The following is a 12,992-nucleotide window of genomic DNA, read 5'->3' as shown; positions in this document are numbered from 1 at the left end:
CCGTGATCCCGCCTGCCGTCGCGCCATGGGAGAAGCGGAATCGTGCGCGCGGACGGGGGCGCTAGAGTCGGGCCTCATGCCGGAAACGCCGCGTGTGCTCGCCGTACAGAACGGAACGAACGGGGGTCCCGGGCGGTTCGGGGAATGGCTGGACGCCGCCGGGGTCGCCGTCGACGTGGTCACCGCCTTCGACGGGTCCGCCCTCCCGCCGCGGCTGGAGCACGACGGCCTGCTCGTGCTCGGCGGCGGTTACCTCCCGGACGACGACGACACGGCGCCTTGGCTGCCGGCCACCCGCGCCCTCGTCGAGCAGGCCCTCGCCGAGTCGGTGCCGTTCTTCGGCATCTGCCTCGGCGGGCAGATGCTGGCCTCGGTCGGCGGCGGGAAGGTCCAGGGCGACGCCGGGGCGCCCGAGCACGGCAGCACGTCCATCACCATCCGGGCCGAGGCGGCGGACGATCCGGTCTTCGGCGGGCTGCCCGCCGTCGTCCCGGCGATCGAGAACCACATCGACGCCATCACGGCCCTGCCGCCGGGCGCGGTGTGGCTGGCGGAGACCGAACGCTGCCCCTACCAGGCCTTCCGGCTGGGCGACCGGGCCTGGGGCGTGCAGTTCCACCCCGAGGTGCGGCCCGAACGCATCCGGCAGTGGGACGTCGACCACACCCGGCGGCGAGGTCTCGACCTCGACGAACTGTATGCCGCCGCTGTGGCCGACGACCCGCTCTCGCGGGCCTCCTGGGGCGAGGTGGCCTCCCGTTTCGCCACCCTGGTCAAGGAGGGACCACTAGGGACGGCCCGCTAGCGGGAACTCGTCCCGGAGGATGGAGTAGAGGAGCTGGTCGTGCCAGCGCCCGCCGCGCCACTGAGCACGCCGTACGACGCCCTCCAGGCGGAATCCGATCTTCTCCAGGCACCTGATCTCGGCCCTGTTCTCCGGATCGGTGGTCGCCTGGACGCGTCCACTCGACCCGCCCGGCGAGCTCGCCGTCCACCGTCACGGCGAGCATGTTGTCGGCTCCCGCCAGCAGTCCGCGGGCGCGCAGGGCCTCCCGCAGCCCCGCCGTCGGGGTGAAGCCGAACCACTGGTACGGCGTCGCACCGCTCTCGCTCTGGAAGGCCGCGTCGAAGGCGTCCAGGTCGGCTTCCGTGACGGGTCGAAGTGCCAGTAGGCCGGGCATTCCCGTCGCTCCTCCTCACGTGTCGGTCGGCTGCGGGACGGCCGGGCGACACCGGAGAGCGCTCTCCCCCTCCGTGCTATAAATGGCTGCATGACCAGCGACCTTCCGCCGCTCTCGGGAACTCCCACACTTGAGGACGTGGCCCGCGTGGCGGGGGTGTCCCGGGCGACCGTCTCGCGCGTGATCAACGGTATCCGCAATGTGGCGCCCGAAATCCAGGAGGCCGTGCACCGGGCCATCGCGACGACCGGGTACGTGCCGAACCGGGCCGCCCGGTCCCTCGTCACCCGCCGTACGGGAGCGGTGGCACTGGTCGTCTCCGGCGCGGGCGACGCGAAGGGCGGAGAGCCGTTCGAGTCCCGCGTGTTCGCCGACCCGTTCTTCGGCCGGGTGGCCAGCGGCGTGGTGGGATATCTACGGCCGCGGGGCATCCACCCGGTGCTGATGCTGGCGGACTCGGCGCAGACCCGCCACGACGTCGTTTCCTTCCTCCGGCAGGGCAGCGCCGACGGCGCGCTGGTCGTCTCGACGCACGGCGAGGACCCGCTGCCGAAGCTGCTGGTGGACGCCGGGCTGCCCGCCGTGCTGTGGGCGCGGCCCGCCCGGCCGATCCCGATCAGCTACGTGGACCTCGCCCACCGGGCCGGCGCGGCGCTGGCGGCCGACCACCTGGTGGCGCGCGGCTGCCGCCGGGTCGCCACGATCAGCGGCCCCTTCGACGTCCCCGCGGCGCAGGACCGGCTGTCGGGATTCCAGGAGGCCATGGCCGGTCACGGCCACCCGTACGTGCCGGCCGTGGAGGGCGACTTCATGCCCGCGAGCGGGGAGGCCGGCATGCACCGGCTCATGAAGGAGCACCCGGACATCGACGGCGTCTTCGTCGCCAACGACCTGATGGCGCAGGGCGCGCTGCTCGCGCTGCGCGACCTCGGGCGCCGGGTGCCCGAGGACGTCGCGGTGGTCGGCTTCGACGACAGCGCGGCGGCCGTCTGCCGCCCGCCGCTGACGACCGTGCGCCAGCCGATGGAGGACATGGCCGCCGAGATGGCCCGCCTGCTGCTCGCGCACGTCGCGGACCCGGGCTTCCGGGTCACTTCGGTCATCGTGCAGCCGGCGCTGGTGGTCCGCGAGTCGGCCTGACGGACCACCGGCGCCGCGTCTGTCAGGCCACCCGCAGCCGCTTGCCGGCCGCGATGATCTCGGCGTAGCGGCGGCCGCTCGCCTTCACCGTCCGCGCCTGGGTCTCGTAGTCGACGTGCACCAGGCCGAACCGCTTGTCGTAGCCGTAGGCCCACTCGAAGTTGTCCAGCAGCGACCACGCGAAATAGCCCGCGACCGGCGCCCCCTGCTCGATCGCCCGGCCGCAGGCCGCGATGTGGTCCTCCAGGTAGGCCAGGCGCTCCGGGTCGTCGACCGTGCCGTCCGGGCCGACGGTGTCGGGCCAGGCCGACCCGCTCTCGGTGACGTACAGGCGGGGTGCGGCGTACTCCCGCGTGAGGCGCACCAGCAGGCGCTCCAGGCCGCCGGCGTCGACCTCCCAGCCCATGGCCGTGGTCGTCGCCCCCGGCACCTCAAGCTGCCGCGCGTACGGCACGGGCCCTCCGGGGTCGGCCGCCACGACCTGACGGAAGTAATAGTTCACGCCCAGGTAGTCGAGCGGCGTCGCGATCGTCTCCAGGTCGCCCGGCCGGATCGGCAGGTCGACGCCGTACACCGCGAGCATGTCCTCGGGGTAGCCGCGGCCGGTCACCGGGTCGAGCCACCACCGGTTGACGTGCCCGTCGAGACGCCGCGCGGCGGCGTGGTCCTCCTCGCTGTCGGTCGCGGGGTCGATCGGGCTGAGGTTGTTGACGATCCCGATCGACGGCGTCAGCCGCGCGCCGGCCCGTACGGCCTCCACGGCGAGGCCGTGCCCGAGGTGGAGGTGATAGGAGGTGCGCACGGCCGCCTCCAGGTTCCGCACCCCGGGGGCCATGGAGCCCTCAAGGTGCCCGTGCCAGGAGCAGCACAGCGGCTCGTTGATCGTCGTCCAGTCGGCGACGCGGTCGCCGAGCCGTTCGGCCACGACGGCGGCGTACTCGGCGAAGCGCTGCGCGGTGTCGCGCTCGGGCCACCCGCCGCGGTCCTGCAACGCCTGCGGCAGGTCCCAGTGGTAGAGGGTCACGAACGGCCGGATGCCGACGTCGAGCAGGGCGTCCACGAGGCGGTCGTAGAAGGCCAGCCCGCGCGGGTTCACCGGGCCGGCGCCGTCGGGCACCACGCGCGGCCAGGCCACCGAGAAGCGGTAGGCGTCCACGCCGAGTTGTCCGAGCAGGCCGACGTCCTCGCGCCACCGGTGGTAGTGGTCGCAGGCCACGTCTCCGGTGTCGCCGCCGTCGATCGCGCCGGGCACCCCGCAGAAGGTGTCCCAGATCGAGGGCAGCCTGCCGTCCTCGAGGGCCGCGCCCTCGATCTGGTAGGCCGAGGTGGCGACGCCCCAGACGAAGTCGTCGAAAGCGGTTACATCGGGGGCGTGGCCGCGCTGCGGCTCCATTCGCTGGTTCTCCTTGGTTCGATGGTGGTGATGGTGGGCGTTCACTTCACGGCGCCCGCGGTGAGGCCCTGCACGAGATAGCGCTGCAGCAGCAGGAACCCCGCCACCACGGGGACGCTGACGACCAGGGAGGCCGCCATGATCTGGTTCCAGTAGACGTCGTTCTCGGTGGCGTACCCCTGCAGGCCGACGGCGAGGGTGCGGCTCGTCTCGTCGGTCATGACCGAGGCGAACAGCACCTCCCCCCACGCGGTCATGAACGCGTAGATCGCGACGGCCACGATACCGGGGGTGGCGGCGGGGAGCACGACACGCAGCAGGGCCCCGACCGGGCCGCTGCCATCGACTTGGGCGGCCTCGTCCAGGGCCGTCGGGATCGAGTCGAAGTAGCCGGCCAGCATCCAGATCGAGAACGGCAGCGAGAAGGTCAGGTACGTGATGATCAGCCCGGTGCGGCTGGCGTACAGCTCGACCCCGAGCGCGGTCCCGAGGTTCACGTAGATCATGAACAGCGGGAGCAGGAAGAGGATGCCGGGGAACATCTGCGTGGACAGCACCGTGACCGAGAAGATCCGGCGTCCGGGGAAGCGGAAGCGGCTGATCGCGTACGCCGCGAAGATCGCGATGAGCACCGACACCAGCGCGGCCACCGACGCCACGATCAGGCTGTTGGCGAAGTAGCGGGCCAGCGGGACCGTCCGCCACATGTCGGCGAACGGGCGCAGGGTGATCGTCGTGGGGATCCACTGGAAGTCCCCCTGCACGTCCCGCAACGGCTTCATCGCCGAGGTCAGCATCACGTACAGCGGGGTCAGGGTGAACAGGCCGAGCAGGCCGAGGCCGGCCCACCGCGCCCACGGCAGCCAGCGGGGCTCACGCATCGCTCCTCCTCCTGGACGTCGCGACCAGATACACGGCCGTCACCAGCAGCAGGAACAGCAGGAGCAGCACCGACATGGCCGAGCCCGAGCCGAAGTTCCAGGTGACGAACGAGCTCTGGTAGATGTGGATCGAGATCAGGTCCGCCTCGTGCGGGGCCGACTTGCCGAACAGCACGTACGGCGTGTTGAAGTCGTTGAACGTCCACAGGAACAGCACCAGGACGAGCACCTGGTTGACGGGGCGCAGCATGGGCAGCGTGACCGCGCGCAGCCGCCGGCCCCAGCCCGCGCCGTCGATGGCCGCCGCCTCGTACAGGTCGTCGGAGATGTTCTGCAGCCCGGCCATCAGCACGAGGAAGGCGAACGGCCACGACCGCCACACGCAGACCACGATGAGGGACACGAAGCTGTTGGAGCCGATCAGCCAGAACGGCCGCTCGCCGAACAGGTGCAGCTGGTCCACCAGCACGTGGTTGACCAGTCCCGAGTCGCGCTGGAGCAGGAAGCTCCAGGTGATCACCCCGGCGTAGACCGGAAGGGCGTACGGCACGAGGAACAGCGCGCGCAGCACGGCCCGGCCCCGGAACGAGCCCTGCATGAGCACCGCGCCGCAGATGCCGAGCAGCCACGACAGCCCGACGGTGAGCACGGTGAACGCGACGGTGACGAGGAACGAGTGCAGCAGCGAGCGGCCGACCGCACCGTCGAAGTCGACGGCGACGCGGTAGTTGCCGAGCCCCGCCAACGGCGCGGCCGACCAGTTGCGCAGGAAGAACTGGGTGAGCTTGAGGAAGCTCATGCCGATGCCGATCACCATCGGCACCAGGTGGACGAGCAGTTCGAGCAGCACGGCCGGAAGGATCAGCAGGTACGGCAGGGCGAGACGGCGCAGCCGCGCCGGGACGCGGTCGGCGATCCCGCGCCGCAGGCCGCCCGGAGGCGGAGGACCACCTGGAGACGCGGGTCTCCGTCCCGCGCCGGGCCGGGACGTGGTGGACACGACCATGGACTTCCTCTCGGTGTCAGGCAGACGGCGCCCGGAGTGGGCGAGGAAACAAGCAGGAAGCGCCCGGGGGGCGACGAATTTTCCGGGGACTTCCGTGCGGTGGGCGGGAGGCACGCGGGCGCCGGGCGGGGCCGCCGCCCGGCGCCGGAGGGTGCCTGGGCCGCTCAGCCGCCCATCTGCTGGTTGGCCTCGGTCAGCTTGGCCTTGACGGCCTCCTCGGTGACCGGCTTGCCGCTCGCGACGTCCGCGAACAACTGGTTCATGGCGTTGCCCACGAGCGTCTCGAACTGGCTCTCCTGCGCCACCTGCGGCAGCGGCGCGGCCGTGGTGGAGAGGATCTGCTGGAAGGTCTTGACGGTCTCGCTCTCGAACGCCGGGTCGTCGTAGGCGTCCGTGACGGTCGGCAGCGAGCCGTACGCCTTGTTGAGGTTCTGCTGGGTCTGCCTGGACGTCATGAACTGGGCGAACTTCAGTGCCCCGTCCGTGTTGGCGGCCGTCTTGAACACGGCGAGGTTGATGCCGGCGACCATGGCGTTGACCTGCTCGCCGCCCTGCGACGGGTCGGGCAGCGGGATCGGGGCCAGGCCGTAGTCGTCCTCGGACCAGTCGGCCTGCTTGAGCTGCGTGGCGATCGACTGCCACATGAGCATGCCGGCCTTGCCGGAGACGAAGTCCTGCACCGCCTCGGTGCCGTTGGCGTACTCCGCGTTGCTCGGGTTGACGATCTTGTGGACGGCCATCAGGTCGAGGTACTGCTTGATGGCCCTGGTCTCCTGGTCGGAGTCGAAGTGCGGCTTGCCGGAGGCGTCGAACAGCTCGGCGCCGTGCTGCCGGCCGAAGATGAAGGCGTGGTGGGCGTTCTCGCTGACGCTCGCGCCCTCCACGGCGAGCCCCCACCTGCCGTCCTTGGTCAGCTTCTTGCCGTCCGCGATCAGCTCGTCCCACGTGGCCGGCGGCTTGTCGATGCCGGCCTCCTCGAACATCTTCTTGTTGTAGAAGAGGCCGTACGTCATGCCGTAGATCGGCACGGCGGTGGGCGGCTGGCCGGGGGCGCCGGTCGCGGCGAGGCTGGGGCCGAGGAAGCGCTCCTTGCCGCCGAGCGTCTTGAGCAGCGCGTCGTCCCACGGCACGAACGCCCCGGTCGCCTGCAGCGAGGCCGACCAGGTGTTGCCGATGTTGACGACGTCAGGGCCCTTGCCCGACGTGGTCGCGGCGAGGATCCGGTTGAGCAGGTCGGCCCAGGGGACGACCTCCAGGTTCACCGTGATCCCGGTCTCCTTGGTGAACCTGTCGAGCTCGGGCCTCAGCACCTCCTTGTCGTTCTCCAGGCTCGTGCCCTGGTTGGACGCCCAGTAGGTGATCGTCTGGGCCGCGCTCCCGCCGGCCGATCCGGCCGTGGACGGCGAGTCGTCGGCGCCGCAGGCCGTCGCGGCGAGCACGAGGGCTCCGGCGACGGCGAGGAGATATGGCTTGCGTCTGCGCACGGGTGTTGTCCTCACTCTTGCGGGGTGCGACCGCCCGCCCGCGGGGGCGGGGGCCTGGGGGGGGTGAACAGTCCATGTCCTGCGACAGCGGGGCGCGGACGGGCCCCCGCCTGCGCGAAAGCCGCCCCACGTTGTGGCGCGCGCCTCGCGAGCACGGGCTCTCCTCGCCGCCACGGCTTGGAGAGCGCTCTCCAAGCAGGAGAGTGTCGCGGAAGGCCGGACGTGTCAAGAGGCGGCCCTTCCCCTCACCCCCCGGCCCGGGACGCCCGGCCAGCGCTACGCCAGTCCTGTCGGCATGAACTGGGAGTTTCGGCGACGACGCGAGCCCGCCTTGACAGGGCGGCCGTTGGAGTCCAGGCTCTGGGAAAGCGCTCTCCCATTTCCTGTTCCCTCGCCGCCAAGAGAGGTCGTCACTCCCCAGCCGCACGCCGGGCACGTCCCGGCCCCCGTCGGCGGTCCCACCCCGGCCGCCGTTTACCGTGTCAATACGCATTCTTGACTTTTTTGGGCAATTTGTGCGTCCGTTCGAACTTCGGGGGTAGCTCGCCGCTCCAGGGACGATTTCGACCCAAGGAGGCTTCAGTGAGCGACTTCCATACCGAGCCGCGAACATACGCCGGGGGAAGCGAGCTGCCGCAGGACGCCGGCCGCGAGCAGGCCGGACCGCAGGGCACCACGCAGGCGGGCACCATTCAAGCGGGCACCACTCAAGCGGGCACCACTCAAGCAGGCACCGCGCAGCAGGTCCGGCAGGCGGCGCAGGAGACGGCCCACGAGTCCAGGTCGGCCGCCGGCGAGGTGGCGCTGACCGCGAAGGACCAGGCGCGGACGGTGGCCCACGAGGCCAGGGAGCAGACGCGGCACGTTCTCCACCAGCTGCGCAGGCACACCGACGAGCAGGCCCGGCACCAGAGCAGGCGCGCCGCCGGCACGATCCGGCAGTGGACCGGCGAACTGGAGGCCATCGGCGACAACGCCCAGCCCGACTCCCCCATGCGGAGCGTGGTCCAGCAGGTCGCCGAGCGGGGCCACCGCGCCGCCGACTACCTGGAGACCGAGGGTCTCCAGGGCGCGGTGCGCGACGTGCAGGACTTCGCGCGGCGCCGCCCCGGGCTGTTCCTCGCCGGCGCCGTGGTCGCGGGATTCCTCGTGGGGCGGGCCGTCAAGGCCGTCGCCTCGGCCGAGGATCCGCACGCGAACGGCCCGGTGAACGGCCCGGCGGTCGGCACCGCGGACCGTGACGCCAGGTGGTCCGGCTCCGGCACCGCATACGGCTCTGGGTACGGCTCCGCCTCCGGCGACGGGAGCGGCGCCGCGTACGGTTCCGGGTCGCCCTCGTCCGCCCCGTACGGCACGCGCCCGGTCACGACGTACGGCACGGGCACCCGGCACACCGTGGCCGGAGAGCCGGTGAGCGGGAGCACGGGCACCGGCGGCCCGGGGACCGGCGTGACCCCCTCACCGTCGTACGGCACCGGTAACGGCAACGGGACCGGCGACGGATACCGGGCCGGTGACGGGCACCGGACCGGCGACGTGACGCGGAACGGCACCGGGACCGGCTACACCACCGGCGCGCGCTACCCGTCCGACGAGATCCGGGACAGCCGTGCCGACGACGGACGCGGCGGCTCGGACGGCTTCCCCGGCGCGCCGGGCGCCGGAGGTGAGCCGCGATGAGCTACCCCAGCCCGCCCGCCGAGCCCTCGCTGGGCAAGCTGGTCGGGGAGATCGGTGAGGACCTGTCCAAGCTGTTCCGCCAGGAGGTGGAGCTCGCGAAGGCCGAGATCCGGCAGGAGGCCACGAAGGCCGGCAAGGCGGCCGGGATGCTCGGCGGGGCCGGTTTCGCCGGATACATGGTGGCGCTTCTCGTCACGCTGGCCGTGATGTTCGGGCTCGGCAACGTCATGGACCTGGCCTGGGCCGCGCTCATCGTCGCGGTCGTGTGGGCGGTGATCGGCGGGGTCCTGTTCGCGCGCGGCAGGGAGCGCATGCGCGAGGTGAACCCCACGCCCGAGCAGACCATCGAGACGCTGAAGGAGGACGTGCAATGGGCGCGAGCCCAGAGGAGATAAGGGCCGAGATCGAGGTCACGCGGGCGGAACTCGCCGCCGACGTGGACCGGCTCGCCGACCGGACGAGCCCGGCGCGCATCGTGCGGCGCCGTACGGACAGGATGCGCGGGATGGCGCACTCGGTGAAGGAGAAGGTGATGGGAGTGCCGGCACACGCCACCCACACGGTACGCGACCAGGCCGGTGAGACCGCGGGGACGATGCGCGACGCCGCGGCGCACGCCGGCGAGACGGTCCGCGACGCGGCGGCGCAGGCGGGCGAGACGGTGCGCGGGACCGCGGCGGAGGCCGGCGAGATGGTCAGGCACGGCGCGCAGCAGGCCGCCCATACCGTGCGCGAGGCGCCGCGCCAGGCGATGCGGAGCACGCAGGGCAACCCGCTCGCCGCGGGGCTGATCGCCTTCGGCGCGGGGCTGCTGGCCGCGAGCCTGCTGCCGAAGACCTCCGCGGAGGAGCATGCGGCCCTCCAGGTCAAGGACCGGGCCGAGGACATGGTCGAGCCGGTCAAGCAGGCCGTCCAGGAGACCGCCCAGCGGGTGGGCGAGGATGCCAGGGAGGCGGTCCAGCAGGTGCGCGAGACGGCCGCCGAGGCGACCAGGACCACCGGCGAGGAGGCCCGCGACCAGGCACGGCAGGTCACCGAGCAGACCCGCGACCAAGCACGGCAGATGACCGGGCAGGCCCGGTCATAGCGGGGGCCGTGGGAACGTTCCGAGGGCCGGGCCGGCAGCAGCGAGGGCCCGGCCCTCGGCGTACGCCGGGATACGATCAAGGTGAAGGACTCATCGAGGAGGCGGCGATGACGCGGGGGACGGGGGCGTGAGGGCGGCGCGGCTGCAGAAGGCGGGCGACATCCGGCTGGCCGACGAGCCGCCGCCCGTCCCGGGGCCCGGCGAGAGCCTGGTGCGCGTCACCGCCGTCGGCCTGTGCGGCTCCGACCTGCACTGGTACTCGGAGGGCGGCATCGGCGACGCGGTGCTGGACGAGCCGCTCGTCGTGGGACACGAGATCGCCGGAGTCGTCGAGGGCGGTCCCCGGCACGGCACCCGGGTCGCGGTGGACCCCGCCATCCCCTGCGGCCGCTGCGCGGTCTGCGCGACGGGATACGGCAACCTGTGCCCGGACGTCCGCTTCGCCGGGCACGGCACGCTCGACGGCGGCCTGCGCGAGTTTCTCGCCTGGCCCGACGAGTTGCTGCACCCGCTGCCCGACGCGCTCTCCGACAGCGACGGGGCCATGCTCGAACCGCTCGGTGTGGCGCTCCACACCGTGGACCTGGGACATGTGAGCCTGGGGTCGCCCGTGGCCGTCGTCGGGTGCGGGCCGATCGGGCTGCTGGTCGTCCGCCTCGCCCGGCTCGCCGGCGCCTCGGCGGTCGTGGCCGTCGACCCCCTGCCGCACCGCCGCGCCGCCGCCCTGCGGTTCGGCGCCGACCACGCCCTGTCCCCCGAGGACGCGGGACCGGCCGCGTGGGCCGGGATCGACGGGCTGGACGGCCTCGGCGTACGGGTGGCCTTCGAGGTGGCGGGCGTCGACGACGCGGTACGTATCGCCATGACCGCCGTACGTCCCGGCGGCCGGGTCGTGCTGGCCGGCATTCCCGACGACGACCGCACCTCGTTCCCCGCCTCGCTGGCCCGGCGCAAGGGCCTCACGCTCGCGCTCGTCCGGCGGATGAACCTCACCTATCCCCGGGCGATCCGCCTCGTCGCCGGCGGCGCGGTGGACGTCTCGTCGCTGGTCACCGACCGCTTCCCGCTCGCGGCTGCGGCGGACGCCTTCGCCGCCGCCGTCACCCGGCGCGGGCTCAAGGTCGTGGTGGAACCCCAGGTCTGAGGGCCCGATGCGCCATAACGGGCAGACACTGTCGAATTGACAGCCGCACCGACAGGGGCGCCACGACACGCGTCAAGGTTCTCCCGAAATCCCGGTGCGGCGGGCGCGACACGGGGTATCTTCTGAGCATCGCGCAAGCGAGCACAGGCTTCACCGGGGCAGTCGCCCCCGAGGGCGCGGTCTTTCTGGGCCGCGCCCTCTTTATTTCCCCCGATGTCCTGCACACCCCCCGAGGTTGCGTCAGCATGCATGCGATTCCCGCCGGTCGTGACCCCCGGTCCTCCTACTCCCGGCACGTCACCACCCGGCTGCTCGATTTCACCCGCCAAGGAGCCCCCTGGCCGATCCGGTTGTGGGATGTCGGATCGTTCCTCGCCCTGGAGGAGCTGTACGAGGCCGGGGTGTGGGTCGACCGGCGGGTGCTGTCGCAGGCGGCGGTGGATTGGCAGCGCCACGCGCTGGAGCGCCTGCTCGGCGACGATCCCGCCCTGGGCACCGCGGCCTATCGTCGTGAGCTGCGCGAGGTCCTGTGCACCACCCTCACTCTGGCCAGCGACGGCCGCCGCAAGCTGCGCCACCTCATCGACATCGGGCGGCCCGGCTACCTCGGCCGCTGGTCGTCCTGCGCCGCGGCGCAGGAGCCGCCCCGGGCCGAACGCGTGGCCCGGGCCGTCGCCGCGCACCTGCTCGACAGCGGGCACAGCCTGGCGGGTGTGCAGCGCTGGCTCCGGGCCGGCCATCTGAATCTGTCGGCTACGGACCTGATCGCCGAGGCGTCCGCCCTGCTGGCCCGGCCGCCACGCCAGTGGCGGGTCGTCGTCCCCTTCCGCGCGCTGAGCCGGCACGAGGAGCTGGCCGGTTGGCTGCCCAACTGGCTGACGGCCGAGCAGACGCTGCCCCTGATGGCGGGCGCGAGCGCCGAGCGGCACCGGGAGGTGGTCGGCGGGCTCAGCTACTCGGTCGAGGCCAGGGATGCCGAGCGCGCCGTGGAGATCGTCTCCGACCTCGTCGAACGGCTTCAGGCGCGGGCGCGCTTCACGGCCGCGGGGATGGTCGTCCCCCTGGGCGAGGCGTACATCGGAGGTGAGGACCGGCCGCTCCCCCTCCTGCTGCCTTCGCGCGGCGCGCAGGTGCTCTCACTGGCCGCCGAGCGGCAGCTGTACGTGGTCGGCCAGGACGTGCAGCGGTTCGGCGAGCAGGCCAGGAGCACGGTCGACGAGGCCCTGGAGATCGCCTCCGGGCTCAACCAGGGGCCGCTCGCGCCCGCCATCGCGGGAGGCTGGGCGGCTCTGGAGTCCCTGCTGACCGAGGCCAGGGATCCCGACGAGCGGGAGAAGGTGGTGGCCGCCTCCCGCGCCGCCGCGCTCGTCGCCTGCTCCTGGCCGCGTGCCGAGCTCACCGCGCTCTCCTACCGGATACGGGAGGTGCCCGGTGACGCTCTCGCGGACAAGCTGGCGGCCTGCGCGTCCAACCGGGAACGTTCCACACTCGTCGCCGCCGAGCTGGAGAGCCGGGACGGGCTCCCGCTGGTGCGGTCCTGGCGGACCGGCAGCGACGTGGCGTCGGTCTTCCGGATGAAGGCGCTGCTCGCCGACCGCCGGCCCGTGCTGGGGCGGGTGCGCGGTTACCTGGAGGTGTCGCTGCGGCGGTTGTACCGGTGCCGCAACATCGTGCTCCACGGCGGTTCCACCGGCGGCGTCGCGCTTCCCGCCGCCCTCCGGGTCACGGCGCCGCTGGTCGGCGCCGCGCTCGACCGCATCGCGCACTCCCATCTGGTGGCCGGGGTGCCCCCGCTCGCGCTCGCGTCGAGGGCGGAGACCGCGCTGCGCATGGTGGACGACGACCTCGGGCCCGGCCTGTGCGACCTCATCGACTGACAGAGATGATGTAGGTGAGCACCTCCCGCCGGGGTCTGACCCATCGACTGACTGACTTAGGGTCCTCAACGGGATCTGTCGGCTTCGGCCGGGAGGTGCTCGTCGCACTCACCGGACGT

12 protein-coding genes are annotated in these 12,992 nt (G+C 72.5%); 7 read left to right on the top strand and 5 right to left on the bottom strand.

Features of this window, described 5'->3' with window-relative positions:
• Positions 1-76: 76 nt before the first annotated feature.
• Positions 77-805: a type 1 glutamine amidotransferase gene (locus HHX30_RS38420; protein ID WP_169988869.1), complete on the top strand. Its 729-nt coding sequence runs from the start codon at positions 77-79 to the stop codon at positions 803-805.
• Between the two features lie 466 nt (positions 806-1,271).
• Positions 1,272-2,321 (top strand): LacI family DNA-binding transcriptional regulator, encoded by a 1,050-nt coding sequence (locus HHX30_RS38415; protein WP_169988868.1) that lies wholly within the window; start codon positions 1,272-1,274, stop codon positions 2,319-2,321.
• A gap of 22 nt (positions 2,322-2,343) precedes the next feature.
• Here the strand turns inward: HHX30_RS38415 and HHX30_RS38410 are convergent, their stop codons facing one another.
• The 5 genes from HHX30_RS38410 to HHX30_RS43915 form a co-directional block, all read right to left on the bottom strand.
• A complete protein-coding gene (locus HHX30_RS38410) occupies positions 2,344-3,714 on the bottom strand; it encodes a GH1 family beta-glucosidase (protein ID WP_169988867.1) in 1,371 nt (456 codons plus the stop codon).
• Between the two features lie 41 nt (positions 3,715-3,755).
• Positions 3,756-4,595 (bottom strand): carbohydrate ABC transporter permease, encoded by an 840-nt coding sequence (locus HHX30_RS38405; RefSeq protein ID WP_169988866.1) that lies wholly within the window; start codon positions 4,593-4,595, stop codon positions 3,756-3,758.
• Complete coding sequence (locus HHX30_RS38400) at positions 4,588-5,601, bottom strand: carbohydrate ABC transporter permease (protein WP_169988865.1); 1,014 nt, start codon at positions 5,599-5,601, stop codon at positions 4,588-4,590. The genes HHX30_RS38405 and HHX30_RS38400 overlap by 8 nt, the downstream gene beginning before the upstream one ends.
• A gap of 164 nt (positions 5,602-5,765) precedes the next feature.
• Positions 5,766-7,085 (bottom strand): ABC transporter substrate-binding protein, encoded by a 1,320-nt coding sequence (locus HHX30_RS38395; RefSeq protein WP_169988864.1) that lies wholly within the window; start codon positions 7,083-7,085, stop codon positions 5,766-5,768.
• A 579-nt stretch (positions 7,086-7,664) separates the two neighbouring features.
• Positions 7,665-7,859, bottom strand: a complete 195-nt coding sequence (locus HHX30_RS43915; protein WP_169988863.1) for a pentapeptide repeat-containing protein — start codon at positions 7,857-7,859, stop codon at positions 7,665-7,667.
• Between the two features lie 24 nt (positions 7,860-7,883).
• On the opposite strand from HHX30_RS43915, the gene HHX30_RS38385 reads away from it, so the two are divergent.
• The 5 genes from HHX30_RS38385 (at position 7,884) to HHX30_RS38365 (ending at position 12,873) form a co-directional block, all read left to right on the top strand.
• On the top strand, positions 7,884-8,765 hold the full coding sequence (locus HHX30_RS38385) for a hypothetical protein (RefSeq protein WP_169988862.1): 882 nt from the start codon (positions 7,884-7,886) through the stop codon (positions 8,763-8,765).
• On the top strand, positions 8,762-9,160 hold the full coding sequence (locus tag HHX30_RS38380) for a phage holin family protein (RefSeq protein ID WP_169988861.1): 399 nt from the start codon (positions 8,762-8,764) through the stop codon (positions 9,158-9,160). The genes HHX30_RS38385 and HHX30_RS38380 overlap by 4 nt, the downstream gene beginning before the upstream one ends.
• Entirely contained in the window at positions 9,136-9,852 is a 717-nt protein-coding gene (locus HHX30_RS38375; protein ID WP_169988860.1) for a DUF3618 domain-containing protein, read from the top strand. The genes HHX30_RS38380 and HHX30_RS38375 overlap by 25 nt, the downstream gene beginning before the upstream one ends.
• Before the next feature lie 127 nt (positions 9,853-9,979).
• On the top strand, positions 9,980-10,996 hold the full coding sequence (locus HHX30_RS38370) for a zinc-binding dehydrogenase (RefSeq protein ID WP_169988859.1): 1,017 nt from the start codon (positions 9,980-9,982) through the stop codon (positions 10,994-10,996).
• A 245-nt stretch (positions 10,997-11,241) separates the two neighbouring features.
• Positions 11,242-12,873: an integrase gene (locus tag HHX30_RS38365; protein ID WP_169988858.1), complete on the top strand. Its 1,632-nt coding sequence runs from the start codon at positions 11,242-11,244 to the stop codon at positions 12,871-12,873.
• Positions 12,874-12,992: the final 119 nt, after the last annotated feature.

Origin of the sequence: Microbispora sp. H10836 (genome assembly GCF_012999525.1) — a bacterium.
Classification (GTDB): domain Bacteria; phylum Actinomycetota; class Actinomycetes; order Streptosporangiales; family Streptosporangiaceae; genus Microbispora.
Note: the sequence above shows the minus strand (reverse complement) of the source record. Positions and strands in the feature narration are given on the sequence as shown.